The 23,247-nt window shown below is 51.3% G+C and carries 22 protein-coding genes; 12 read left to right on the top strand and 10 right to left on the bottom strand.

What is annotated here, in order from left to right:
* Window positions 1-364: 364 nt before the first annotated feature.
* Entirely contained in the window at window positions 365-1,651 is a 1,287-nt protein-coding gene (gene nhaD / locus ACR64Q_RS01410) for a sodium:proton antiporter NhaD (protein ID WP_409521205.1), read from the top strand.
* Window positions 1,652-2,108: 457 nt separating this feature from the next.
* Window positions 2,109-2,318, top strand: a complete 210-nt coding sequence (locus ACR64Q_RS01405) for a cold-shock protein (RefSeq protein WP_020483452.1) — start codon at window positions 2,109-2,111, stop codon at window positions 2,316-2,318.
* Between the two features lie 38 nt (window positions 2,319-2,356).
* Here the strand turns inward: ACR64Q_RS01405 and rimO are convergent, their stop codons facing one another.
* The 4 genes from rimO to ACR64Q_RS01385 are packed head-to-tail and all read right to left on the bottom strand — an operon-like array spanning window position 2,357 to window position 4,625.
* Complete coding sequence (rimO, locus tag ACR64Q_RS01400) at window positions 2,357-3,667, bottom strand: 30S ribosomal protein S12 methylthiotransferase RimO (RefSeq protein ID WP_313733350.1); 1,311 nt, start codon at window positions 3,665-3,667, stop codon at window positions 2,357-2,359.
* 21 nt (window positions 3,668-3,688) lie between these two features.
* Window positions 3,689-4,021 (bottom strand): TusE/DsrC/DsvC family sulfur relay protein, encoded by a 333-nt coding sequence (locus tag ACR64Q_RS01395; protein ID WP_313733349.1) that lies wholly within the window; start codon window positions 4,019-4,021, stop codon window positions 3,689-3,691.
* Window positions 4,012-4,305, bottom strand: a complete 294-nt coding sequence (locus ACR64Q_RS01390) for a DsrH/TusB family sulfur relay protein (protein ID WP_313733348.1) — start codon at window positions 4,303-4,305, stop codon at window positions 4,012-4,014. Before ACR64Q_RS01390 ends, ACR64Q_RS01395 begins: the two co-directional genes overlap by 10 nt.
* Complete coding sequence (locus ACR64Q_RS01385; protein WP_020483456.1) at window positions 4,305-4,625, bottom strand: DMT family transporter; 321 nt, start codon at window positions 4,623-4,625, stop codon at window positions 4,305-4,307. Before ACR64Q_RS01385 ends, ACR64Q_RS01390 begins: the two co-directional genes overlap by 1 nt.
* Before the next feature lie 79 nt (window positions 4,626-4,704).
* Between ACR64Q_RS01385 and ACR64Q_RS01380 the strand changes: the two genes are divergently transcribed.
* Together ACR64Q_RS01380 and mfd are read left to right on the top strand one after the other, a co-directional pair.
* Window positions 4,705-5,454: a flagellar brake protein gene (locus tag ACR64Q_RS01380; RefSeq protein ID WP_020483457.1), complete on the top strand. Its 750-nt coding sequence runs from the start codon at window positions 4,705-4,707 to the stop codon at window positions 5,452-5,454.
* A 146-nt stretch (window positions 5,455-5,600) separates the two neighbouring features.
* On the top strand, window positions 5,601-9,044 hold the full coding sequence (mfd, locus tag ACR64Q_RS01375; RefSeq protein ID WP_313733347.1) for a transcription-repair coupling factor: 3,444 nt from the start codon (window positions 5,601-5,603) through the stop codon (window positions 9,042-9,044).
* 275 nt (window positions 9,045-9,319) lie between these two features.
* Here the strand turns inward: mfd and ACR64Q_RS01370 are convergent, their stop codons facing one another.
* From ACR64Q_RS01370 to ACR64Q_RS01360, 3 genes are all read right to left on the bottom strand, one after another.
* Window positions 9,320-9,853 (bottom strand): hypothetical protein, encoded by a 534-nt coding sequence (locus ACR64Q_RS01370; protein WP_313733346.1) that lies wholly within the window; start codon window positions 9,851-9,853, stop codon window positions 9,320-9,322.
* A gap of 99 nt (window positions 9,854-9,952) precedes the next feature.
* On the bottom strand, window positions 9,953-10,909 hold the full coding sequence (locus ACR64Q_RS01365) for a cupin domain-containing protein (RefSeq protein WP_313733345.1): 957 nt from the start codon (window positions 10,907-10,909) through the stop codon (window positions 9,953-9,955).
* Window positions 10,910-11,192: 283 nt separating this feature from the next.
* Window positions 11,193-11,576 (bottom strand): hypothetical protein, encoded by a 384-nt coding sequence (locus ACR64Q_RS01360; protein WP_313733344.1) that lies wholly within the window; start codon window positions 11,574-11,576, stop codon window positions 11,193-11,195.
* A gap of 539 nt (window positions 11,577-12,115) precedes the next feature.
* Between ACR64Q_RS01360 and ACR64Q_RS01355 the strand changes: the two genes are divergently transcribed.
* The 4 genes from ACR64Q_RS01355 (at window position 12,116) to ACR64Q_RS01340 (ending at window position 15,864) form a co-directional block, all read left to right on the top strand.
* Window positions 12,116-12,694 (top strand): Uma2 family endonuclease, encoded by a 579-nt coding sequence (locus tag ACR64Q_RS01355; protein ID WP_313733343.1) that lies wholly within the window; start codon window positions 12,116-12,118, stop codon window positions 12,692-12,694.
* Between the two features lie 92 nt (window positions 12,695-12,786).
* Window positions 12,787-14,427 carry a 2,3-bisphosphoglycerate-independent phosphoglycerate mutase gene (gpmI, locus tag ACR64Q_RS01350; protein WP_313733342.1) on the top strand — a complete coding sequence of 547 codons (1,641 nt, stop codon included), beginning with the start codon at window positions 12,787-12,789 and terminating at the stop codon, window positions 14,425-14,427.
* 113 nt (window positions 14,428-14,540) lie between these two features.
* Window positions 14,541-15,338 (top strand): cobalamin-binding protein, encoded by a 798-nt coding sequence (locus tag ACR64Q_RS01345; RefSeq protein WP_313733341.1) that lies wholly within the window; start codon window positions 14,541-14,543, stop codon window positions 15,336-15,338.
* A 184-nt stretch (window positions 15,339-15,522) separates the two neighbouring features.
* Window positions 15,523-15,864 carry a hypothetical protein gene (locus ACR64Q_RS01340; RefSeq protein ID WP_313733340.1) on the top strand — a complete coding sequence of 114 codons (342 nt, stop codon included), beginning with the start codon at window positions 15,523-15,525 and terminating at the stop codon, window positions 15,862-15,864.
* 138 nt (window positions 15,865-16,002) lie between these two features.
* On the opposite strand, the gene ACR64Q_RS01335 is transcribed toward ACR64Q_RS01340, so the two are convergent.
* A complete protein-coding gene (locus ACR64Q_RS01335) occupies window positions 16,003-17,211 on the bottom strand; it encodes a cyclic di-GMP phosphodiesterase (protein ID WP_313733339.1) in 1,209 nt (402 codons plus the stop codon).
* 304 nt (window positions 17,212-17,515) lie between these two features.
* Here ACR64Q_RS01335 and ACR64Q_RS01330 point away from each other — a divergent pair, with 304 nt between their 5' ends.
* Window positions 17,516-17,923 carry a DUF805 domain-containing protein gene (locus tag ACR64Q_RS01330; protein WP_026603229.1) on the top strand — a complete coding sequence of 136 codons (408 nt, stop codon included), beginning with the start codon at window positions 17,516-17,518 and terminating at the stop codon, window positions 17,921-17,923.
* Between the two features lie 242 nt (window positions 17,924-18,165).
* Here ACR64Q_RS01330 and ACR64Q_RS01325 read toward each other — a convergent pair whose 3' ends face one another.
* A complete protein-coding gene (locus ACR64Q_RS01325) occupies window positions 18,166-18,435 on the bottom strand; it encodes a hypothetical protein (RefSeq protein ID WP_020483470.1) in 270 nt (89 codons plus the stop codon).
* A 577-nt stretch (window positions 18,436-19,012) separates the two neighbouring features.
* Between ACR64Q_RS01325 and ACR64Q_RS01320 the strand changes: the two genes are divergently transcribed.
* Entirely contained in the window at window positions 19,013-19,795 is a 783-nt protein-coding gene (locus ACR64Q_RS01320) for a symmetrical bis(5'-nucleosyl)-tetraphosphatase (protein ID WP_313733337.1), read from the top strand.
* 50 nt (window positions 19,796-19,845) lie between these two features.
* Here ACR64Q_RS01320 and ACR64Q_RS01315 read toward each other — a convergent pair whose 3' ends face one another.
* Complete coding sequence (locus ACR64Q_RS01315) at window positions 19,846-20,571, bottom strand: pentapeptide repeat-containing protein (protein WP_313733336.1); 726 nt, start codon at window positions 20,569-20,571, stop codon at window positions 19,846-19,848.
* A 193-nt stretch (window positions 20,572-20,764) separates the two neighbouring features.
* Between ACR64Q_RS01315 and ACR64Q_RS01310 the strand changes: the two genes are divergently transcribed.
* Both ACR64Q_RS01310 and ACR64Q_RS01305 read left to right on the top strand, forming a co-directional pair.
* Entirely contained in the window at window positions 20,765-21,034 is a 270-nt protein-coding gene (locus ACR64Q_RS01310; protein ID WP_036276149.1) for a hypothetical protein, read from the top strand.
* A gap of 132 nt (window positions 21,035-21,166) precedes the next feature.
* On the top strand, window positions 21,167-23,197 hold the full coding sequence (locus ACR64Q_RS01305; RefSeq protein ID WP_313733335.1) for a methyl-accepting chemotaxis protein: 2,031 nt from the start codon (window positions 21,167-21,169) through the stop codon (window positions 23,195-23,197).
* Window positions 23,198-23,247: the final 50 nt, after the last annotated feature.

Here is a 23,247-nt window from a genome sequence, read left to right as displayed (position 1 = left end):
CCTAACCCCGGTAGACTATAAAATACGGGCATTCGAAGCCGAATGCCCGTGTTTAGAAATACTAAACTAGACTCGCTGTAATGTTACAAACTTTGTAGCATCGTGAAGGCCAGGCCCGTAGCTATGCGGGCAGGGCAAAAAGCAATCACGGTCGAGGAACTCACCCCCTACCGTGACTGTCCAGCACCCAGTTATTGAAAGGAGTTCACCCGTGTTTTCGCGCATCCTTCTACTCATTTTACTCGCCTGCTCACCACTACTAGCATGGGCAGACGCAGAACAAGCAGCACAAGCGCTTAATCTGACTAAGCATTGGGTGGGTTATTTGGCTATCGGTATATTTGCCGTTGCCTATCTACTGGCAATGACCGAAGAGGTCACCGAATTAAACAAATCCAAACCCATGGTGTTAGCCGCGAGCTTGATCTGGGCCTTTATCGCCGGCATTTACGTGAATAATGGCATGAGCGAACAGGCCGGCCACGCATTCCGTGCTTGTCTGGAAGGCTACGCGGAATTGTTTTTGTTCATCATGGTGTCGATGGCTTATCTCAATGCGATGGAAGATCGCGGCGTTTTCGATAATCTGCGAGTTTGGTTGCTCAGTAAAGGCTTCAGCTACCGTAAGCTATTCTGGATTACCGGCATCATGTCGTTTTTTATGTCCTCGGTTTGCAACAACCTGACCACTGCACTACTGATGGGCGCAGTGATCGCGGCAATGGGCAAGGACAATCGCAAATTCGTTACGTTGGCTTGCATCAACGTAGTGGTAGCCACGAATGCCGGCGGTTCGTTCAGCCCCTTCGGCGATATCACCACGCTGCTGGTATGGCAAAGCGGGGTAGTACCATTTAAAGATTTCTACTCACTGTTCATTCCCGCCGTGGTCAATTTCGCACTGCCGGCGATAATTATGCATTTCTGGATACCCAAGCAACAACCGGCGGCAGTGGGTAAAGCCCCAAAAATGAAACGCGGCGCAATAACGATGATCGTGCTGTTTTTACTGACGATTATTACCGCGGTCTGCTTCGAAAACATGTTGAAACTACCGCCTGCGGCCGGCATGCTGGCGGGCCTGACTTATCTAAAATTCTTAGGTTTTTATTTGCAAAAAACCGCCGATAAAGACAACGGCAAAATTAGCGATTTCGCCCACGTGTATAAGTTATTTAACGTTGCGGTTCCCGACGCGAGGCCAAGCCAAAAATTCGACGTATTTAAAAGCGTTGCCACGCTGGAATGGGACACCCTGCTGTTTTTTTACGGCGTGATGATCAGCGTCGGCGGCCTGAGTTTCATCGGTTATTTGACCATGGCCTCGGATGTGTTGTACGTCGGCATGGACCCGACCATCGCCAACATTGTGGTCGGCATCCTGTCGGCGTTTATTGATAACGGCACCATCATGTTCGCGGTACTCACCATGCATCCCGACATCTCGCAAGGCCAATGGCTGTTAGTGACATTAACCGCTGGCGTCGGCGGCAGTTTACTGGCAATCGGCTCGGCGGCAGGCGTAGGCTTGATGGGCCAAATGAAAGGCGTTTACTCCTTTAGCGCGCACTTGAAATGGATGCCGGTTATTTTGATCGGTTTTTTCGGCAGCATTGCTACCCATTTTCTGATTAACGGCAGCTATTTTTGAAACGATAAGCTTTATTGGGCAGTCTTTTTCATGGCCTGCCCAATAGGTCAATTGCAAATTCCACTATTTTTTTGCTTTTTTGCGACGATCAATTTCGCATTTGCAATCGCCCAAAGTCGGACTTAAGCAAAACGGCCACCCCCAAAAGCCTGATAAAAAATCACTTCATTTCAATATCTTAGCCAGCCAATAGCCACCCGCAACCTGCGTTAGCCTGACATACGCACCCAACAAAGGCGGCTGAGAACCTATTGTCACAATCATTTAACACGCAAAATCTAGCTAGTTTTTGTGGATACCCGCCGATTGCGATGTATAATGGAGTCGATTTAGCTCGGTATCGTTGTCGCTTTTCAAGTCTGCAATCGGATCAACAAACATTGTTTTCCACTACCTGCTTTATTCACCAACCCTAGTTACAAACCAGCGAATAGCACTTTATTAGCAAGAGAGATTTATGTCAGTTCAAGTAGAAGGCAAAGTAAAATGGTTCAATGATGAAAAAGGCTTCGGCTTCATTGAGCAAGAAGGCGGCAAAGATGTATTCGTACATTTCAGCGCCATCAACGGCAACGGCCGCAAAACCTTGAAAGAAGGCCAAAAAGTCACGATGGAAGTGACCAATGGTCAAAAAGGTCCACAAGCGGAAAACGTAACACCGCTGTAAATTGAACTGAAAAAGCCGCCTAACCAGCGGCTTTTTCGTTAGATCAGTTTAGCCCACAAGTCGTACTCGTCGGCTTCCTCGATTTCCACATCGACGAAATCGCCGACTTGTAAATGGCTTGCGCCGTCGATAAAGACCTGACCGTCGATCTCGGGTGCGTCGCTGCGGCTGCGCGCGACTGCGCCCTCTTCGACCACTTCATCGACCAATACTGTCTCGACTCTGCCGACCCGACGTTGCAAGCGCTCGGCACTGATTGCCGACTGATGCTCCATGAAGCGCGCCAAGCGCTCTTGCTTGACCTCTTCCGGTACAGCATCCGGCAAATCGTTGGCTACCGCACCCTTCACCGGCGAATAAGCAAAACAACCTACCCTATCCAATTGCGCTTCGCTTAAGAATTGCAACAACTCTGCAAAGTCTTGTTCGGTTTCACCGGGAAAACCGACGATAAAAGTACTGCGTATCGTCAAGTCCGGGCAAATCTTCCGCCAGGCGCGGATGCGCTCCAGATTATTTTCCGCAGCAGCTGGACGTTTCATCAATTTTAAGATTCGACTGTTGGCGTGCTGAAACGGAATATCCAGATACGGCAGAATTTTGCCTTCCGCCATTAACGGCACCACGTCATCGACATGCGGATAGGGATAGACATAATGCATCCGCGCCCAGATACCCAGCTCACCCAATGCTTCGGCCAAATCGTAAAACCGGGTTTGCATTTCCCGACCCCGCCAGCGCCGGCTCTCATACTTCAAATCCAAACCGTAAGCACTGGTATCTTGCGAGACGATCAGCAATTCCTTAACACCGGCATCGGCCAGCCGCTCGGCTTCCTGCATCACGTCGTCGATAGGCCGGCTCACCAAATCCCCGCGCATCGACGGGATAATGCAAAACGTGCATCTGTGATTGCAGCCTTCCGAAATTTTCAGATAAGCATAATGCTTGGGCGTTAGTTTGATACCTTGCGGCGGCACTATGTCGGTAAACGGATTATGCGCCGGCGGCAAGTATTCATGCACCGCAGACACCACCTCGTCAGTCGCGTGGGCGCCGGTGATTTTTAAAACCTGCGGATGCCGCGCCAAAATCTCATCCTGGCGCGCACCGAGACAACCGGTGACGATCACCTTACCATTTTCCGCCAAGGCCTCGCCGATGCTATCCAGCGACTCTTCAACCGCCGCATCGATAAAGCCGCAGGTATTCACAATCACCAAATCCGAATCCTTGTAGTTCGGCGAGACTTGATAGCCTTCGCTGCGCAGCCGGGTCAGAATCTGCTCGCTATCGACCAAGGCTTTCGGGCAACCTAAACTGATAAATCCAACACGGGGGTTACTCATGAAACTCTCTTGAAAACATTTTTATAAACAGGTGGGCGGCTTAGGCAAGCCGGCGATTTTACAGGCGTATTTCAACGGCCCTTGCGGAAACAGTTTTTGCAGATAGCGGCTGTTACCCTTGTCTTCACCAAATTGTTTGCGAATAGCCGCCACAAACATCCGAGCATTGGGCAAGTGCTGGAATTGTCGATAGTAGTCGCGAATGTACAGCAGGATTTCCCAGTGTGCGTCGCTAATTTCGATGGACTCAAGGCGGGCCAACTCATCCGCGACTTGTCGATTCCATTGCCCGGCATCGCGCAAAAAACCATCGTCACTGGTTGGCAACGCAACGCCGCCGACAATCAATTCCACGAATGAATTACCGGATTCCGCACGGTCAGCTCGACCAAGCCCGCATAATCGACTGATTCCACGCCTGACAACAACAGTAGCGGCTCGACGCCGTGAACCAATAACATCTCTTGCAATGCATAAATCCGACACGACCGATTCAGCAATTGCCGCAACAAATCATTAGCAATATGCCCGGCCCGCGCGGCACATACCGCGCCATCCATCAAGACAACATCATCACCACTGCCAATGCGCTCGATGACCGCCGCTTGCAACGGCAATTGCGACAGCAAGTGCAGCATTATTCCACATGCGTCAGCTTCAAACCGACGATGCCGACGATGATTAACAGGATAGACGCCAAGCGGAACCAGTCCGCCGACTCCTTAAACAGAAAAATCCCGATTATCGCGACACCCACTGCCCCCATGCCGGTCCACACCGCATAGGCCGTACCCAGGGGCAAGGTTCTGATCGCCAGCATTAACAGGTAAAAACTGCCCGCCCCCGACACGCCGGTTACTACGCTCGGCCATAGCTTGGTAAACCCGTCATTGTATTTAAGACTAATCGCAAACACGATTTCCGAGCAACCCGCGGCGAACAATAGCAACCAACCCATCAAAACTCCTTTCCTATGCACTATAATCTGCGGTATTTTACAGCAGTGCTGTCACCTATCCGCAAAATTTAGTAATTTAATGGAAAAAGAATCCGACTATCTTGTTAGAAGCGCCAGACTGATTTTTGGCCACTTGAGCGATCTAATCAAAAAGAAATGCATTATCTCCGCGCATTTTGGCGAACATAACCAATCATTTTTGACCACCATCATCGATCTCGATCAAAAAGCCAATCTGATTACACTAGATGTTGCGCCGACCGAATTACTGAATAAGCAGCTGCTGGGCTCAGCGAAAGTGCTGTTCCGCACCGAATACGAAGGTATTAAAGTTTCATTCCGCGGCAAAGCGATCAAAAAGTCGCAAAGCGACGGCCACCCGGTTTTTGCGATGCCTATCCCGGACGCTATATTCTGGATGCAACGCCGCCAGTATTATCGGGTTAAAGTGCCGCTGTCACATAAAAACAGTACCTGCGAACTCAACCTTGCCACAGAAAATGAAGCGGGCGAAGTCGATACGCAAACCAAAGTGTTCAGCGTGGCCGACATCAGTATTTCCGGATTTTCGTTTTTGAATCCCGACACAAAAATTGCTGACTTTTTAGTGCCCGATACCGTCATAGACGAATGCGCCTTGTATTTGCACGATGGCAGCAGGGCCCACGTAGGCTTTGTGATTAAAAGCGTGACCAATGTTCGAGCCAACGCCACAACCTATCAACATCGCATAGGCTGCAAATTCACCCATATCCCGCAGGTGTTCGAAAACAACCTCCAGCGGTATATGCAGGAAATCGAATTGCAGCAGAAAAATTTAAGCATTTAAATCCCAAACAGCTGAGCATAGGTTTTAGGCCGCGAAATTGCGGCAAAAGCATTCCCAACGCCGGCCAGTGACAAAGCGCGGATGCTTAGTCCAAGCCTGACCTTACTGATTATAATTGAGCGCTTCAAAAATCTGATTTCAAACTAATGTCCTTACCGCCAATACCCGCCGCGGCATTGCCGCAGCAACCCACCACGGTATTCTGGAGCGGCCTGAACGGTTGCGGCGACTCCCTGACGCTGGCCCAAACAATTACCCAGGAAAAACGCCTGCTGGTCATCGTCACGCCGGACACGCAAACCGCGTTGCGCCTGGAACACGAGCTGGCGTTCTTTTTAGACAACAGCCTGCCGATTCTGCATTTTCCGGATTGGGAAACCTTGCCCTACGATGTATTCTCGCCGTTGCCGGAGATTATCTCCGAGCGCTTGCGCACTTTAGCGCTGCTGCCCGACACCAAACGCGGCGCGTTGATCCTGTCAGTGGCGACGCTCATGCACCGGCTGGCGCCGCGCGAGCATATTCTGGCACACAGCTTTGCCATCGAAGTCGGCGGCACTTTAAGCCTGGAAGTCACCCGCGCCAAGTTGGAAGCGGTGGGCTATCAATGCGTGTCGCAAGTCTATCAACACGGCGAATTCGCCGTGCGCGGCTCGATTCTGGACTTGTTTCCGATGGGTTCCAAACAGCCCTACCGCATCGAGTTGTTCGATGATGACGTGGAATCGATCCGCAGCTTCGACCCCGACACGCAGATGTCACAAGACAAAATGCAAAAAGTCGAGTTGTTTCCGGCCCGCGAGTTTCCGTTTACCGACGAAGCCATCAAACGCTTCCGCCAAGCCTTCCGCGAGCAATTCCCGGAGGCCTCACCGAAGAACAATCTGTACCTCGACGTTTCCAAGCAAATCGCCCCGGCCGGCATCGAATATTACTTGCCGCTGTTCGTCGAACGCACCGAATCGTTGTTTGCCTATTTACCGAAATCCGCTTTGTTTGTGCTACCTGCCCAGTTTGCGGAAAACGCCCAGCGCTTTTACAGCGAAGCCGACGAACGCTATCAGCAACGCAAATACGATACCGACCGGCCCTTGTTGCCGCCGACGCGCCTATTTTTGTCAGCCGAGGAAATCCAGCAACACACCGATAGTTTCAGCCGCGTGGTGCTGGACAATCAGGCGGAAGCCGCCCACTCATTCGACTGCAAGCTGCTACCGGATGTGGCTATCGATAGCCGTTTAAAAGAACCCGCGCAACGCCTGCGCCAGTTCATCGAAGGCTTTGACGGCAAGATCCTGTTCGTCGCCGAAACCGCCGGCCACCGCGAAGGCCTGATCGACAAACTAAAAAGCGTCAAACTCGCCGCCAAACAAGTGCAAAGCTGGCCTGAGTTTCTGCAAACCGATCATTCACCGTGCATCGTCGTCGCACCGATGGATCATGGGCTTTGGCTAGAGAATCAGAAGCTAGCCATCATCACTGAAAGCCAGCTCAGCGGCGAAAAAGTCCAACAACGCCGACGCCGGCAAAAATCGGCGGCGCGGGCGCTGGAAAACATTTTCAACAACCTCGACGAGCTGAGCATCGGTTCGCCGGTGGTGCATCAGGAACATGGCGTCGGTCGTTACCTGGGTTTGCAGATCCTTAACGTCGGCGGCATCGATGCCGAGTTTTTGATGTTGGAATACGCCAATAACGACAAGATTTATGTGCCGGTATCGTCCTTGCACATGATCGGTCGTTACAGCGGCGTCAGCGCCGAAAACGCCCCGCTGCATCGTTTAGGCACCGATCAATGGAGCAAGGCCAAGAAAAAAGCCATGGAGCGCGCCCGCGACGTCGCCGCCGAATTGCTGGACATCCACGCCAAACGCGCCGCCCGCGAAGGCTTTGCGTTTATCATCGACAACAGCGATTACAACGCTTTCGCCGCCGCCTTCCCGTTCGAGGAAACCCCGGATCAGCTCAGCGCCATCGAAGCCATCCTGCAAGACATGGCCGCCACTCAGCCGATGGATCGCGTGGTGTGCGGCGACGTCGGTTTCGGCAAAACCGAGGTCGCGATGCGCGCGGCCTTTGTGGCAGTGCAAAGCGGCAAGCAGGTCGCGGTGCTGGTGCCGACCACCCTGCTCGCCCAGCAGCATTATCAAAATTTCCGCGACCGCTTCGCCGACTGGCCGGTGCGTATCGAAGTCACCTCGCGCTTCGTCACGCCCAAACAGCAAAAAGCCATCGCCGACGACTTGGCCGACGGCAAAGTCGACATCGTCATCGGCACCCACAAGCTGTTATCCAAAGAGATGCGCTACAAAGCCCTGGGCTTGGTGATAATTGACGAAGAACACCGCTTTGGCGTCACCCAAAAAGAACATTTCAAAAAACTGCGTCACGAACTGGATTTGCTGACCCTGACCGCGACGCCAATTCCGCGCACCTTGAACATGGCCATGGCCGGCCTGCGCGATATTTCCATCATCGCCACGCCACCGCCGAACCGTCACGCCATCAAAACCTTCGTCACCGAATGGATAGACTCGCAAGTGCAGGAAGCCTGCCAACGGGAAATAAAACGCGGCGGGCAGGTGTTTTTCTTGCACAACGACGTGAAGAGCATGGAGAAAATGATGCGCGAGCTGAGCGAACTGGTGCCGGAAGCGCGGATTCAGATCGCCCACGGCCAGATGGCCGAACGCGAGCTGGAGCAGATCATGCTGGATTTTTACCACCAGCGTTTCAATATTCTGATTGCCAGCACCATCATCGAGAGCGGCATCGACATCCCCAGCGCCAACACCATCGTCATCAACCGCGCCGACAAGCTGGGTCTGGCGCAATTGCATCAGTTGCGCGGCCGGGTGGGCCGATCGCATCACCGCGCCTATGCCTATTGCATCGTGCCGCCTAAATCCTTAATGACCAAGGACGCCATCAAACGCCTGGAAGCCTTCGAGACCTCCGGCGAACTGGGCGCCGGCTTCATGCTGTCTTCGCATGACATGGAAATCCGCGGTGCCGGCGAATTGCTGGGCGACGAGCAAAGCGGCCAGATTCAGGAAATCGGCTTTACTATGTATACCGAGTTGCTGGAACGCGCGGTGAAAGCCTTGAAATCCGGCAAACAACCGGAACTGGAGGCGCCGCTGGATACCGGCCCGGAAGTGGATTTGCAAATCGCCGCTCTGATCCCGGAAGACTACTTGCCAGACATCCACGCCCGTCTGGTGTTGTACAAACGCATCGCCAGCGCCGAAACCGAAGACGATTTGCGCAAATTAAAAATCGAAATGATAGACCGCTTCGGTCTATTGCCGGATCAAGTCAAAGCCTTGTTCGCGATCACCGAACTGAAACAACAGGCCGCGCATCTGGGCATCCGCAAAATCGAAGCCCACGCCACCGGCGGCCGCATCGTCTTTACCGCCACCCCGCAGATCGATACCGGCGAGTTGATCCTGATGATTCAAAGCCAATCGCAGGTGTATAAATTCGATGGCGCGGACAAATTACGCTTTACCCAAACCTTCAAGGATATGGAGGATAAGGTGGTGTTTTTGGAGAAGTTGTTGGCGAGGCTAGGGGCGAAAGTTTAGGAAGGTGGCTCCGATTGGCGTAGCGTAATTGGAGGAACGAAGGTTATCATGCGTCCGATTACACTGCATTAATCTGACCCACGGCCCTTTGAATTTTTAGTAAACCAAAATTTTGTAGGTCACGTTGACGCGATAGCGGTTACGTGACAAATCGGAGCAAAATTGTCAGGGAACGCTAGCGCGCACCCTGACCTACCTGGCTTGACAGCATTCAGCCTTAAAATGTAAAGCGACTTTCGTACGATTACGCCATCGTTAATCGGCACGATATAGGCTCATTCAGTAGAGTAATCACTCACGGCTCCATTTTCATAACGAAAGCGACCAAATAATTTGAAAAATTCTTTCCCTTTTTCGTCATATAGCCTTACCTCTCCATCTATCCGGTAGTTGCCGTTCTCAACTGACCTAGGCCGCTGCCTATCTGTTAATACTCCCTCGTGCCCGTAGCGCAACGGCCATGGCAGATCCAGCTCCTCCGTCGCCAGTTTGCCTTGATCCGTGTAATCTGGCTTCGACATACCCCAGTAAGGAATTGCAAACTCCCCTACATCTACCCTAAGGATATTGATATCTGTGAGCTCGGCACGCTTATAGTTTTTGCGGGCTGGAATATCGAAATATATCGCCCCATCCCCACCTATAAACGCAACAATTTCTGTAGCGCTTGGCGCTTCGCACGCGCCAGGAATTGAACAAGGGTGGCACCCGGAGAGAACTCCTCCAGACGTAACAACAGCTATGGTTAAGATAATAAGTCGTGATATCCAACCGGCATTGCGGCACATTTTCAAACTACTCAACTTCATAATAAATTTCCATCAATTCCAGCCCAATACGAAGGATAGCCCGTAGGGTAGGGTAAACAACGTGCACTGCATCGTTCGCGAACCTTGCGGTTCATAAACTCACCGCGAAACACTCCCATCCGGCAACACGAATTTAATATCCAAACTGCGCAAATAGGTCTGCAATCCGGCGTCCTGTAGCGGAATCAAATGCGCCTCTTTATCCGACTCGTTGTAATGCGCGTGCCAGTAGCCGGGCGGGGTAATGAAGGCTGAATAGGGTTGCCAATCGACGCGGGTGGGATTGACGATCTGGCCGTTAGCCGAAATCTGCGGCCCGACCAGGGTGTAACAACCCGGCGCGCAATCCAGAATCAAATCCAAGGCCACCGATTGGTGCCGATGCGGCAATTGCACCGCGCCCTTGGGCAACACGCCCAGCATCGCCCACAGCGTGTGGGTGACAGTCAGGGTTTGGTCCATGGCTTTGTTGGCCAGCAAGATGCTGATGCGGTTGCGATTCACCGCCTCCGCTGCTTTTTGCACCGCCGCCAACTCGCGAAGAGAATCGGCTGCGGTATACAGCGTCGGTTTAAAGCATTGTGTTTCGGCTTTGACGCCCAGGTAAGTCAACAAGGGCTGGTCGTGCACCAGATAAAAAGCCGCATCGCTGTCGGCAAAATGTCGGGTGTCCTTGCCTATCGGCAGCACCACAAAATCGCCGGTTTGCCAGGGGATAGTCAGGTCATCGAATGCGGTATGGCCGCTACCGTACATCACGAAAAACAACAGTGAGGTGGCATTGAAATTAGTCGCCAGCGACTCGCCAGCCAGAATTCTGACAAAGTTTGCGCACAACGCCGGACTGGTAGCCGGGCCGGGACAATTTAATTGCGCGCTGACATCCAGCGGGATAATCCGGGTGCCGCCGGTTTGATGCAATTCGCTGCCGAAATTGGCGAACGGCAGTTTGGAAATCGTTCCTGAACCGATTGGATCGGCGGCTTGCGTATATTCGAAATAGCGGCAATTTTCCTGCAACTGCTCAAGCGGGTTTTGCGGTTGGGGTATGGTCATGGCGGCACCTCTTGAAGATTTAAGCAATCCAGACAAACAATGTGATGGCTTAAATTGTACGCGCAGTGTTTTGGAAAAGTTGGTTTCTTAAGTTAGATAGTCGGCCCGCAAACACATGGCCGATTTGTTTGGTGCAGCCCATTCGACGGAACCGGTTTACCGTATTCCGCCGAATAAGATCCTCCCAACAGCCTTGCCTGTTTAGTTTGGCTTGATGGATTCTATGGATATTGATTTCTTGTCTGTATTTCGGCGTCTCGCCTGTCGGCAGCCGCCAGACAGACTAAACCTTTGAATTGATCAAAAAGTCGCACGTTTCGCCAGTGTTCAAGTTTTCCGAGTGATACGTTAGCAAATGCGTTCCTTTTGGTAGGGTTACACTAGCCAAAAAAATCGATGGCGCCGGCCGCTCATTGGTATCTGTGAAATCCAGAAGGAGAGTAGTTTGGTTATCGGTGATCGTGGTATGCCATATTCCGGGAACACCAACACTTCCGCCATTAAAGCCCAAATTACTGAACAGAGCCCCTTGCTTTTGAAAGACTGCCGCTGTCGGGGTACCTTGGCTGCAAACGACAGGCAACAACGTGACACTTTTTGCTGCGGCCGGCTCTATAAAAGCGGCAAGACTTGTAAACACTGTCGTGAGCAAAGCAGTTTTGTTCATTGTTCTCTCCAAAAATTGTTATTGTTATCGACCAGACCATAAAGTTATCTAATCAACTTAGCGGGAAGTACAACTTGATAGCGTTGCCTTTCCCGCTGGTTGATTCCAAAAAAGGGACGTATGGTTCATTTGGGCAGATAAAATTACACTTGCCGGCAAAATAAAGCGTTGAAAGATTTTTCATAAAGCGATTACCTATTTCGGGATGGTTACCTGATTGGGTAATCGAAGACACTGCTCCCTCATCAGCGGGTTTCGTTCGAAAGGATGAGCTATGTTCAATCGCAATCAGTTATTTGCTAGCTTTTTGGCGTATCGCCTATAGAAATCCATGCTGGGCTTGGAGGTTTAGCTGCGCAAATATCGGGTGTTTAAGACTGAGACACGTTGAGGTCTTATTTTTTGAAAAATCTTATATACAGCCCAAGCAAGCGAAGACGTTTTGCTTAGCAAAATTCCTAGCGAAATACTTGGCGCGAGGGTTCCACATTTACCCGGCAACCGTTAGAATCGTTTTATATATCCAAGACAAATCAGCGATGGCTCTGGCAGAAAAATTAAAACTAAGCGCGGAAGACTACCTGCAAGGCGAGGCCTCGGCGCAAATCAAACATGAATATCTCGACGGCGAGGTTTGGGCGATGGTCGGTGCCAGCGATGCGCATGTTTCAATCGCCGGGAATCTGTTCTTTCTACTTAAACAACATCTGAAAGACACTCCCTGCCGCACCTATATCTCCGACATGAAAGTCAATGTCGCCCAGGCCAACGCGTTCTTTTACCCCGATGTACTGGTAACCTGCGAAGCCAAAGACCGCGACAACCGCCTGTTCAAACAGCATCCGCTATTCATCGCCGAAGTATTGTCACCTTCCACCGAAGCGTTTGATCGCGGCGCCAAATTCGCCGCCTACCGCCAACTGGACAGCCTAGAACATTATTGGCTGATCGACAGCCAAAGCCAAGCTGTCGACTGTTTCGAGCGCACCGCGCAAGGCTGGTTGTTGCATAGTTTTTCCAACATCGGCGACCGTCTGCCGCTAGCCGGCTTGAACATTACGCTGGATTTAAACGAGATTTATGAGGACGTGCTGTTGGACCTTGCCGATCAGGTATGATGTTCAGCTTTGTCATCGCGCAAGCGCCATTTCCGCTGTTGATCTGACCCCATTTCCTTTAACTTCCAAAGTACCACCCATTGAATAACACCATGAAATTAGCAAAATCTTCCCGTTTTCCCGCCTCCCCCGGTCCTGTCGTTACCATCGTGCTGGACGGCGTGGGCATTTCGCCGCGCGAAGACGGCGATGCAGTGAAAGCCGCGCGCACACCTAATCTGGACCGTTACATGGCCAGCTATCCAATGATAAAACTGCTGGCGCACGGTACCGCCGTCGGTATGCCCAGCGACGAAGACATGGGCAATAGCGAAGTCGGCCACAATGCCTTCGGTGCGGGCCGGGTGTTTGCCCAAGGCGCCAAATTGGTCGCCGAATCCATCAGCAGCGGCCACCTCTGGCAAGGCCAAGCCTGGCACGACGTGGTCGCCACCGCCAAACGAGGCGGCACTTTGCATTTCTTAGGTCTGTTCTCAGACGGCAATGTGCATTCGCATATCGACCATCTGAAAGCGATGATCGAACAGGCAAAGCAAGAAGGCGTAGCCAAAGTGCGCCTGCATATTCTGCTTGATGGTCGCGATGTCGGCGAGACTTCTGCATTGGATTACGTCGATCCGTTCGAGGTTTATCTGGAAGGCTTACGCAGCGCGGAATTTGACGTGGCGATTGCTTCCGGCGGCGGTCGCATGCAAATCACCATGGACCGCTACGAAGCGGACTGGAGCATGGTCAAGCGCGGCTGGGATATTCACGTGCTGGGTTTGGGCAGACAATTTGCCAGCGCCCACGAAGCAATTGAAACCTTCCGCACCGAAGCCAACGTCATCGACCAGGATTTGCCCGGTTTCGTTATTGCCAAAGACGGCAAACCGCTAGGCACTATCATTGACGGCGATGCGGTGGTGTTTTTCAACTTCCGCGGCGACCGGTCTATCGAAATCTCCCGCGCCTTCATCGAAGAGCAATTCAGCCCATTCGAGCGCGGCCCGTTACCGAAAGTAACTTACGCCGGCATGATGCAGTACGACGGCGATACCAAATTACCCCCGCGCTTTCTGGTGGAGCCACCGACCATCGACCGCACTCTAGGCGAATATTTAGCCAAAAACGGTATCAGCCAATATGCGATCAGCGAAACTCAAAAATTTGGTCATGTGACTTATTTCTGGAACGGTAACCGCTCCGGTAAATTCGACGAGGCTTCCGAAACTTATGTCGAAATCCCCAGCGACGTGGTGCCGTTTGAACAGCGACCATGGATGAAGTGCGCCGAAATAACCGACGCGCTGATAGACGCGGTGCGTAGCGGCAAATACAAATACCTGCGGGTTAATTACGCCAACGGCGACATGGTCGGCCATACCGGCAATTTCGAAGCGGCGGTAACCGCGATGCAAGGTCTGGATTTGCAACTGGCGCGTTTGATTCCGGTGATTCTGGAAATGAACGGCACGGCAATTATCACCGCCGACCACGGCAACGCCGACGAAATGTACGAGCTCGACAAGAAAGGCAATGTCACGCGCAATGCCGAAGGCCGCGCTAAAGCCAAAACCTCCCACACCTTAAACCCGGTGCCGTTTGTGTTGATCTCCGGAGAAAACCCAGGTTACACATTGCGCCAGGATTTACCGAAAGCCGGTCTATCCAATGTAGCGGCAACCGTTTTAAATCTGTTGGGTTTTGATGCGCCGGAAGATTACGATCCTAGTCTGATCGAAGCCAACTAAGACCAAACCGCTCTGGACCTAAAAGCCGCCTACCGGCTACACGCTGTTGGGCGGTTTTTATTGTCCGCAGCAAACTGAGTTAACGCCTCTGATTACCTAATTTGGATTGCCAAATGGATTACCCTGAACGCATCGTCTGTTTAACCGACGAAACCACCGAAACCTTGTATTTGTTAGGCGAGCAAGCGCGCATCGTTGGTATCTCCGGCTATACCGTCAGGCCGGCACAGGCTCGCAAGGAAAAACCCAAAGTCTCGGCATTTACCAGCGCCAAAATCGATAAAATTCTGGCGCTGCAACCGGATTTGGTGCTCGGATTTTCCAATTTGCAGGCCGACATCGCCGCGGATTTAATCCGGGCCGGCGTAGAAGTACACGTTTTTAACCAACGCTCGGTGGACGGCATTTTGCGAATGATTGGCTTGCTGGGAGCTATGGTCGGCGCTCCGGAAAAGGCCGCTGTGCTAGTGGCGCAATACCGGCAGCAACTGGAAACAACCCGCCAACACAGCCTAAGGTTTGCCAAACGGCCGAAGGTGTATTTTGAAGAATGGGACGAGCCGATGATTTCCGGCATTCGCTGGGTATCGGAGTTGATTGGCATCGCCGGTGGCGAGGACTGTTTTGCCGAATTGTCCACCGAACATTCCGCCAAACAACGCATCATTGCTGATCCCCAGGAAGTCGTGCGCCGCGCGCCGGATATTATCATCGGCTCTTGGTGCGGCAAAAAATTCCGCCCGGATCATCTAGCTGCTCGCCCTGGTTGGGATAGCATCCCCGCTATACAACAACAGCGGGTATACGAGATTAAGTCTTGTGATATTTTACAACCCGGCCCGGCGGCACTCAGCGATGGATTGGCCCAGATATGCCGGAACATAAACGATTGGCAGCGAGATTTTACTTAGCCTAACAAGCACTCAAGCACGCTCAATAGCGCAGAAAATAGCTGTTAATTAATCACGCCGGATCAGATGGAATAGTTAATATAAAAGTCCGAGCGTAAATCTTAATCTCCTCTTCGAAAGGGATTATTCATGCCACCCCGAACCCCAGGGAGCTTGATCCATTAAATCATCGAAGAGGTATCACATGAAAACGTCACAATTATCCATCGTAACCGCAATTTTGTTCGTCGCCAGCGCCATTTCCCATGCCCAGCCGACCGGCGGCGGCACGACACCAAAACCGGTATGCAAAACGTTTGATATTCCCACGATTATTTGTCCGGACGGTTGGACCATAGCCGACGACCTGAGCAACGGCACCAATAAATGTACAACCGGTTTTATCAAAAGAACGTTCTGCAAAAATGTTGCTGCGCGCAGTGGTTTTCAAGGTAATGTAGAAGTCATCACCACCGGCTCCAAACTGTTTGAATTTGTGCAGCCAGTCGATGAATCAGGTGACCCCATAGCCAAAGAAGCCGAATAAACTGATTTTGCTTTTTAAATCGACTATCTAACCTGTATTGAGCTGACGAAAGTAGCTCAATACAGCGTCATAAAATCAGACGGCAACTTCAGCTTGGCTCAAGCCCTCCATCAAATTTTTGGCTTATCTGAACCGTAACTATAAATAGCGCTGAGGATCGACCCCGCACTTCGCGGGTACCTCAAACGAAGTGATGCGGTCATGGCAATCGGGTTTGGACAGATCGAAATCTGCGGGAGGTGTGTAGCAGCGAGTCCGGGCATTGAATACCACCCTTACCCTGGGATGCAGCAGGTTTTCATGATGTTGTTCCACTACGACGGCCAGATAGCCGCTCTCCAGTCGCACCAAGGTGCCGACCGGGTAAATGCCGATGCTGCGGATAAATTGATGTACCAGTGTCAGATTGAAATGGTGGTCACTCCATTCCAGCAATTTTCTTAACACTTCCGTGGGTTCGATGCCGGTGTGATAGATACGCGTGGAGGTCAGCGCATCGTACACATCCACCACCGATGCCATCTGCCCATACAGGCTGATTTCATCGCCCTTCAAACCCAATGGATAACCGCTGCCGTCAAAACACTCGTGATGCTCAGCCGCGACACTTAAGGTAATGGGTGAAAGACCCGGCGTTTTCTCCAACACCTGGCAGCCGTAGCTTACATGCTTCTTCATGATCTCAAATTCGCTTTCCGTCAGCTTTCCAGGTTTATTGAGGATGTTATTCGGCACCTGCATTTTGCCGATGTCGTGCAACAAACCGCCAAGGCCGACCTGTTCGATGAGTTTGCGGTCTATATCCAAGGCTCTGCAAAAGCTAATCAGCAGCGTGCCCACCGCAACGGAATGCTGAAAAGTATATTTATCGGCCTGCTTGATTCTGAGCAGACTGACAATGGCATCCGGGTTCCGAAAAATCGACTCGATGATGCCGGAAACCACCGGTTCAACCTGCTCCAATTGAACCTGCTTACCCAAGCGACAATCCTGTAGGACGTTGTGTACGATGCGATTGGCTTCGCGGCAGACTTGCTTGGCTTTAACCCGTTCCTTTTCGACGCTTACCAGCGGCGGCGGCACGCGCTTAAGCGTGCGCCCCAAATGCTGCATATGCTCGTCTAGCTGCCGGTTTACTTCATGCATGGTCGGAGCTTCCGGAATATCTGGGCCGAGTGCGGTGTCGATGTAGACCTGGCGAATGCCGTAGGCGGCGATTTTTTCGATGTCTTGAGCGGATTCGATCAAAAAGCTGTTGCGCAAAAACGGGTGGTTTATCCACGGACAGTTGATGTCGTGGATGAACATCTTGGGCTTCAGGTCGGCTACATCAATTTTTTTGATCATTGCGTATTTGCCTGCCGAATTGCGACTGAATTGCGGTACGTTTATTAACCCGGGGCTTAAATTCCCTGGAATCGTGATTCCCGCGAAGACGCAGGCGACGATATTGAAGGGCCGGATTCATAGCGGGTTAGCTGTAAGTGTATCAGCAGTGGTCGTGGCCATAGCAGTAACCAATAAAGCCACTAAAACAATCCCTAATCCTCGTGCCGGGATCATCAAAAAACACGCAAAAATTGGCAATCGCCAGCCGCTGAGCTAACCTAGACGATCCCGTTAACTGCTAATTTAGGGAATACACAGAACCATGCTGCGTTACGACCGCTCTCGATATATAGCTTTAGGGCTGCCAGCTTTACTGAATGCTTTGGCGCTGCCCTTGTATGCGCATCAGATAACGACCAGCGGGTCGTCCGACGAATATGCCGTGCCGTTTTACCTGATTATCGCCTTGGCATGCGGCTTATTCGGTGTATCCGCCATGATAAAACGCTGCCGCGACATCGGCTCTTCGGCCTGGGGAATATTGCTCGGATTTTTGTTCGCGCCGCCGCTGATGCTGTTGGTCGCTTTGGTATTAATATTCGCCCCCAGCAATCCGTCGGCAGACCAACTCGAAGCTCCGGCCTTGCGCCCTACTTTCGATATCTGGTTTACCGGCTTTCTATTATTGGTAAGCCCGTGGATGCCGGTGCTATTAGTAAGGGCTTTGTAAGCGCGTATTCCAATCAGCTGGTTTGAACCTTTTCAAGATTATCAACCATGCCCTTAGACGCCCCTAAAGCCTTGGTTCCCGGATAGGCAAGAATCTGTTAATCCGACCCTTAATTATCGTCGCTCCCGCGCAGATGGGAACCCAACGGTAATCTTGGATCCCCACTTTCACGAGAATGGCGGCGACGGGCTTATTCGGTCGATACAAGCGGAACGCCCGAAGGCGTCCGCCAAGAGTTGAGCTCATTTTGTATTTCTGGGATAGCTGTAAATAGCTTGTCCATAGGCCTTATCGACATAAATCATATCTTTTTCCGCTACCACAACAGGCGCAAGCGGATTGGGATAACTATGTATGCCGCGATTGTGCGCGGGATTGTCGTAAACCACTTCAGCAACCCAACTATTTAAAAAGCCGCCGGAGGCGATGCGATCACCCTGTGCTTGAACACTTGTCGAAACAAGAGCGGCAGTAAGGACGATAGCAACTTGGATGGTGTTTAAGGTTTTCATGATAAGTCTCCTGGTAATAATTGTTATGAACCCGGCCGTATCTGCTATTGACACTCCGTTCGGTAAGAACAGTATTTTCCGACTGGGTTAATAAATCACTGGAAATCTGATTGGAAATTCAACCGATCCAGCTTGGGGACCATTGTGAACAAACCCCTGCAACAAATAAAATTGATTGTTTTTATAGCTTCAATAGATTTTACATATAGTAAATTCCTTCCCGACTTGTCGAATATAACGGCGTTCTCAGTATCGCCAGCGGGGATAATTGGCTTTGTTCATCAGCGCTGAAAAACGTGTCGATTACTTTACATTTCACACGCAAAACTGCGGATTTGGCGGGGAACGAACCAGATTTCCCCAGTTAAGTCCCAACACCCTATTGCCGACTTTTCATCTGTTTCCAACGAATAATCAGTGAGTTGGCAGGATCATCATCTCCAGAAATCCGGCGCCAAGACTGATGGCATCAAAATTGATAGCGTTTAACGATAAGATGGAAATCTCCCGGCGTTGCGCTGACCTTCCGGTCATGGCCGGGCATTTGTTCAGACATGGCTTTGGAATTTAAATACCTATGACCACCTATGCCATCGGCAGCGTAAACGGCGATTACCAAAGACTGATGCAACTTCTGACGACTATCGGCTTCGATCCGTTGGAAGACCGGGTATGGTTTGCCGGCAATCTTGTCAATCAAGGGCCGGAATCTTTGCAGGTACTGCGTTACGTTAAAAGTCTGGGCAAGGCGGCAGTCGCGGTATTGGGCAAACAAGAACTCCATCTCTTGAGCGTTGCACTCGGCTATGTGCCATTGGGTGCAGACGACACCTTGGATGAGATTCTTAACGCTCCAGACCGGGACGAATTATTGACATGGCTAAGACGGCGCAGCCTGATTCATCACGATTCCAAGCTTAATTTTACGTTGGTGAATGCCGGTCTTCCTGGCGAATGGACTTTCAGCCAGGCGCTGACTTTTGCGTATGAAGTGGAATCGGTTTTATCGGGAAGCAATTACGCGGCGTTTCTGGAAAACCGCAAGCAAGACCAGTCGCGCTGGCATGCCAAACTGCGCGGCTGGAAACGACTGAATTTTATTGCCAATGCTTACACGCAAATGGCGTATTGTAACGAGCAAGGCAAGCTGGATTTTAAAGCAACGGGCTCAGTCTATTCTCAACCAGCCGGTTTAATGCCTTGGTATCGTGTACCCAACAGACTGACATCGCAATTGAACATAGTTTTTGCCGATGACGCGCATTTTGCCGATAGTGATTGCGTGGGCTTCTATCCGCTGCCCGCTTTGTCGGCGTTGTCATTATCGACACCCGGCGAAATGATCGCAGCAATGTCTTAATGGGCGTTTGTTTGAACTTAGCCTGTCCTGCCGGACCGGCGAATTTAAACTCATTTTTTAAAGCCCAGGGCTGTATCGGCCCCTTTCACATTACTCAAATTTGCGTCATCAAAGTTGGCACTTCTAAAATCCGCGCCGGAAATGGTCGCACCGTCTAAATTAGCACCGGACAAGTCCGCCCAGATAAACTGACCGCCGCTTAAATTGGCATGGCGGAGCGATGTATTGCTCATCAGCGCATAATTAAAATTAGCGCCGCTCAAATCCGCATCGTTCAGTATCGCATTGTTGATTTCCAGCTTATCGCGCAGTTGCCGCGGACTCGCGGAATTGGGACCTAAATTGGCCTGTGCTAATTTGGCGCCCGCGAAATTAACATTGTTCAGCGATCCGGTCACACGACTGCGGCTCAGGTCCGCGCCCGATAAGTCGGCATAATCCATCAGCACGCCATATAAGCTGGCATAGGATAAATTGGCATTCTGCAAATTCGCATTACGCATCTGCGCAAGATTCAGATTGACACCTACCAACCTAGCCGCCGTTAGCTTTGCACCGTCAAGATTGCTGGAAAACAAGTCGGCTTTATTGAAATCGATCCCGGATAAATCCAAACCCGACAGGTCTTTCTTGATCAAGTTCGGCCGCTGACTGCCGGCTTCAGCTATAATCGCGATAACACCTTCTCGAGTGAGTTCCGCCGCAGCGCACGGCAATAGCCAAAAACCCAAACTGAAAGCTACCAATGTTTGGCAAACACCGGAATCGTATTGCATAACTACTCCTCAAAGCGGGTTAGACGCTCACAAGGACCGCCATCTTGCGAGTTTCAGTGCATCATAATCCAATAAATCAGGCTTTAGGCAAATTTTCCCACCCTATAGAAGCACTACTTCAGGCCAGTCATGATTAAGGGCTTACCGGCAAGTTATACACTTTTCGCAACACAACCAAGGTAGGCTTTATACCGTGAACGCGTTCTGTCATAAATTATTGAGTTTGGCACTGATCCTAGCGCTACCCGGTTTAGGCTGTTTCAGCTATTACACGCTTGAAGAAGCCGGTCCAAACACCGCGCTACCGGCGTTAGCGTTCATGATAGCGTATCCGGCCTTACTGATTTCCCTGACAATCCTCATCATGCTGCGAGTTTCGAAAAAACCGTCCCGTCCAGGCACTTGGCTGGCGGGAAGCTGTTTAATCATTTCGGCGGCGATCCTGCTGATTGCCCGCCTGTAGAACATAAAACTGCTTAACAAGCTCACCGCCGCGCTAAGCCGCCGATTAAATTTACTAGATACTTTCCAAAAAACATAAAACAACTATAGTTGCCTGCAAACGCGCCTCAACAACATCGCCAGGATCTTAACTATGGATTTTGTTATTTCGCCCGCAATCGCTTTGATGGATAGGCTCCGCTATCCCGCAAAATTTGCGCTGCTATTCAGCATCGTGCTGATCCCCATGCTGTTCATGGCAGGCACCTTGGTCAGGCAATTTCAGACGGAAATCGACTCCTTGGAGCGAGAACGCCATGGCCTAAGTTACATCGCCGCCCTCAGAAAACCAATCGAGCACATTCAACAGCATCGGGGCATGACCAGCGCGTTTCGCAACGGCGCGACCCAATTTAAGGAACGCATCACTAGTAAACGCGAAGAAATCGATGGCTATTTTGCGGAACTTGAAAAAACCGACCGCGAACTGCATGACGCCTTGCAAACCGACAGCATGCTCGCTAAGCTCAGCCAACAATGGAACGACATCAAAACACATTCCCAGGATCAAGAGTTAAGTGCAGCGATAACCGCTCATAACGTGTTGATTGCCGATGGTTTGAAGCTACTAAACCATATTTCGAATACATCCGGCATCATCCTCGACCCCAAGCTCGATAGTTTTCATATGGGATTCGTACTAACGTCCGATTTGCCCGAATTAATCGAAGTGATGGGGCAAGCGCGGGCTCTGGCCTCCGGCATCGCAGCCAAGGGCAGCTACACGCCGCAAACATTGACCAAGTTGTTAATCTTAATCGCCAATATAGAAACCCATGCCCGCAAGGTGGATGAAGGCTTGGCCGTGGCGTTTGCGGAAAATCCCGAGGTGTCGCGAAATTTGCGCGGCACCAATGAAAACTACCAAACAGCCTTACAAACCATGCTCGGTTTATTACGCCAGCAATTGGTCGAAAGCGAAACCATTTCTGTTGGTAGCGATACAGTATTCGAAACCTCCACCCAAGCCATCACCCAGTCTTACCAACTTTACACCGGACTGATAGCGGAACTCGACCTGCTTTTTCGCACCCGCAGCGCGGCGGCTGACCGATTTTTACAATTTACGCTGGCCGGACTACTCGGGGTGTTGTTGGTGGTCATTGTGTTATTGCTGGGCTTGACCAAGTCGGTCAGTCGCAACATAACCGCAATTAACATCGCGACTAAACGCGTTGCCCAAAACGACCTGAGCGCGAGAGTACATATCGATGCCAACGATGAAATGCGGGAGATTGCCGAAAACTTCAACGCCATGATAGACACCAGTTCGGCTTTGCTGAGGGAAATCATTCATACCAGTGCCGAATTGCATACGTCGGCGCAAAAAGTCTACACAGTTGCCAGCCAAAGTGCGATTCATCTCGACCGGCAACGCGAAGAAACCACCTCGGTCGCGACCGCGGTCAACGAGATGAGCGCTACGATCCAGGACGTTGCCTCCACCACCAATACGGCGGCCCAGGCGGCCAGCACCGCTAACGAGCAGACAAAAAACGGTCAAAGCATAGTGGCAAGCGCCACAATATCGATCAGCCAATTGGCTAAAGACATCGAAGGCGCCGCCAATGTGATTCAAAGTCTGGAAAAAAGCAGCGAATCCATAGGCTCCTTGGTGGACGTGATTAAAAGTATCGCTGAACAAACCAACTTATTGGCCTTGAACGCCGCCATTGAAGCCGCCCGCGCCGGCGAACACGGACGCGGTTTTGCGGTAGTGGCCGATGAAGTTCGCAGCCTGGCAAGCCGTACCCAAGAATCAACTGCAGTAATCGAAAACATGATAGGTGAATTACAGGCCGGATCGCGCGAGGCGGTCGCTGTGATGCAGCAAAGCCGTACGCAAGCTCATATAGGTGTGGAGAAATCTCGGGAGGCGATGCAATCCCTGGAAGCGATCAGCCAATCGGTGGAAACCATCGACGCGATGAACCTGCAAATTGCCAGCGCGGCCGAAGAACAAACGGCCGTGACCGAGGAAATCAATCGGAATATCGTCCACATTACCAATTTATCGGAACACACCAGTAACGGGGCGAATCAGACTACCTCTGAAGCCCACCAGTTGAATCAGCTGGCGGAAAACTTACAAAAACTAACCACGCAATTCAAACTGAATATCTAGCAGGAGAAGCCGCTACCCGATTTGCGCAGGCGACCAGGTAGCGGAACCAA

This window comes from Methylomonas sp. 2F7 (assembly GCF_057126975.1).
The sequence above is the reverse complement of the archived record's forward strand: the minus strand, read 5'-3'. Positions and strand labels throughout refer to the sequence as shown.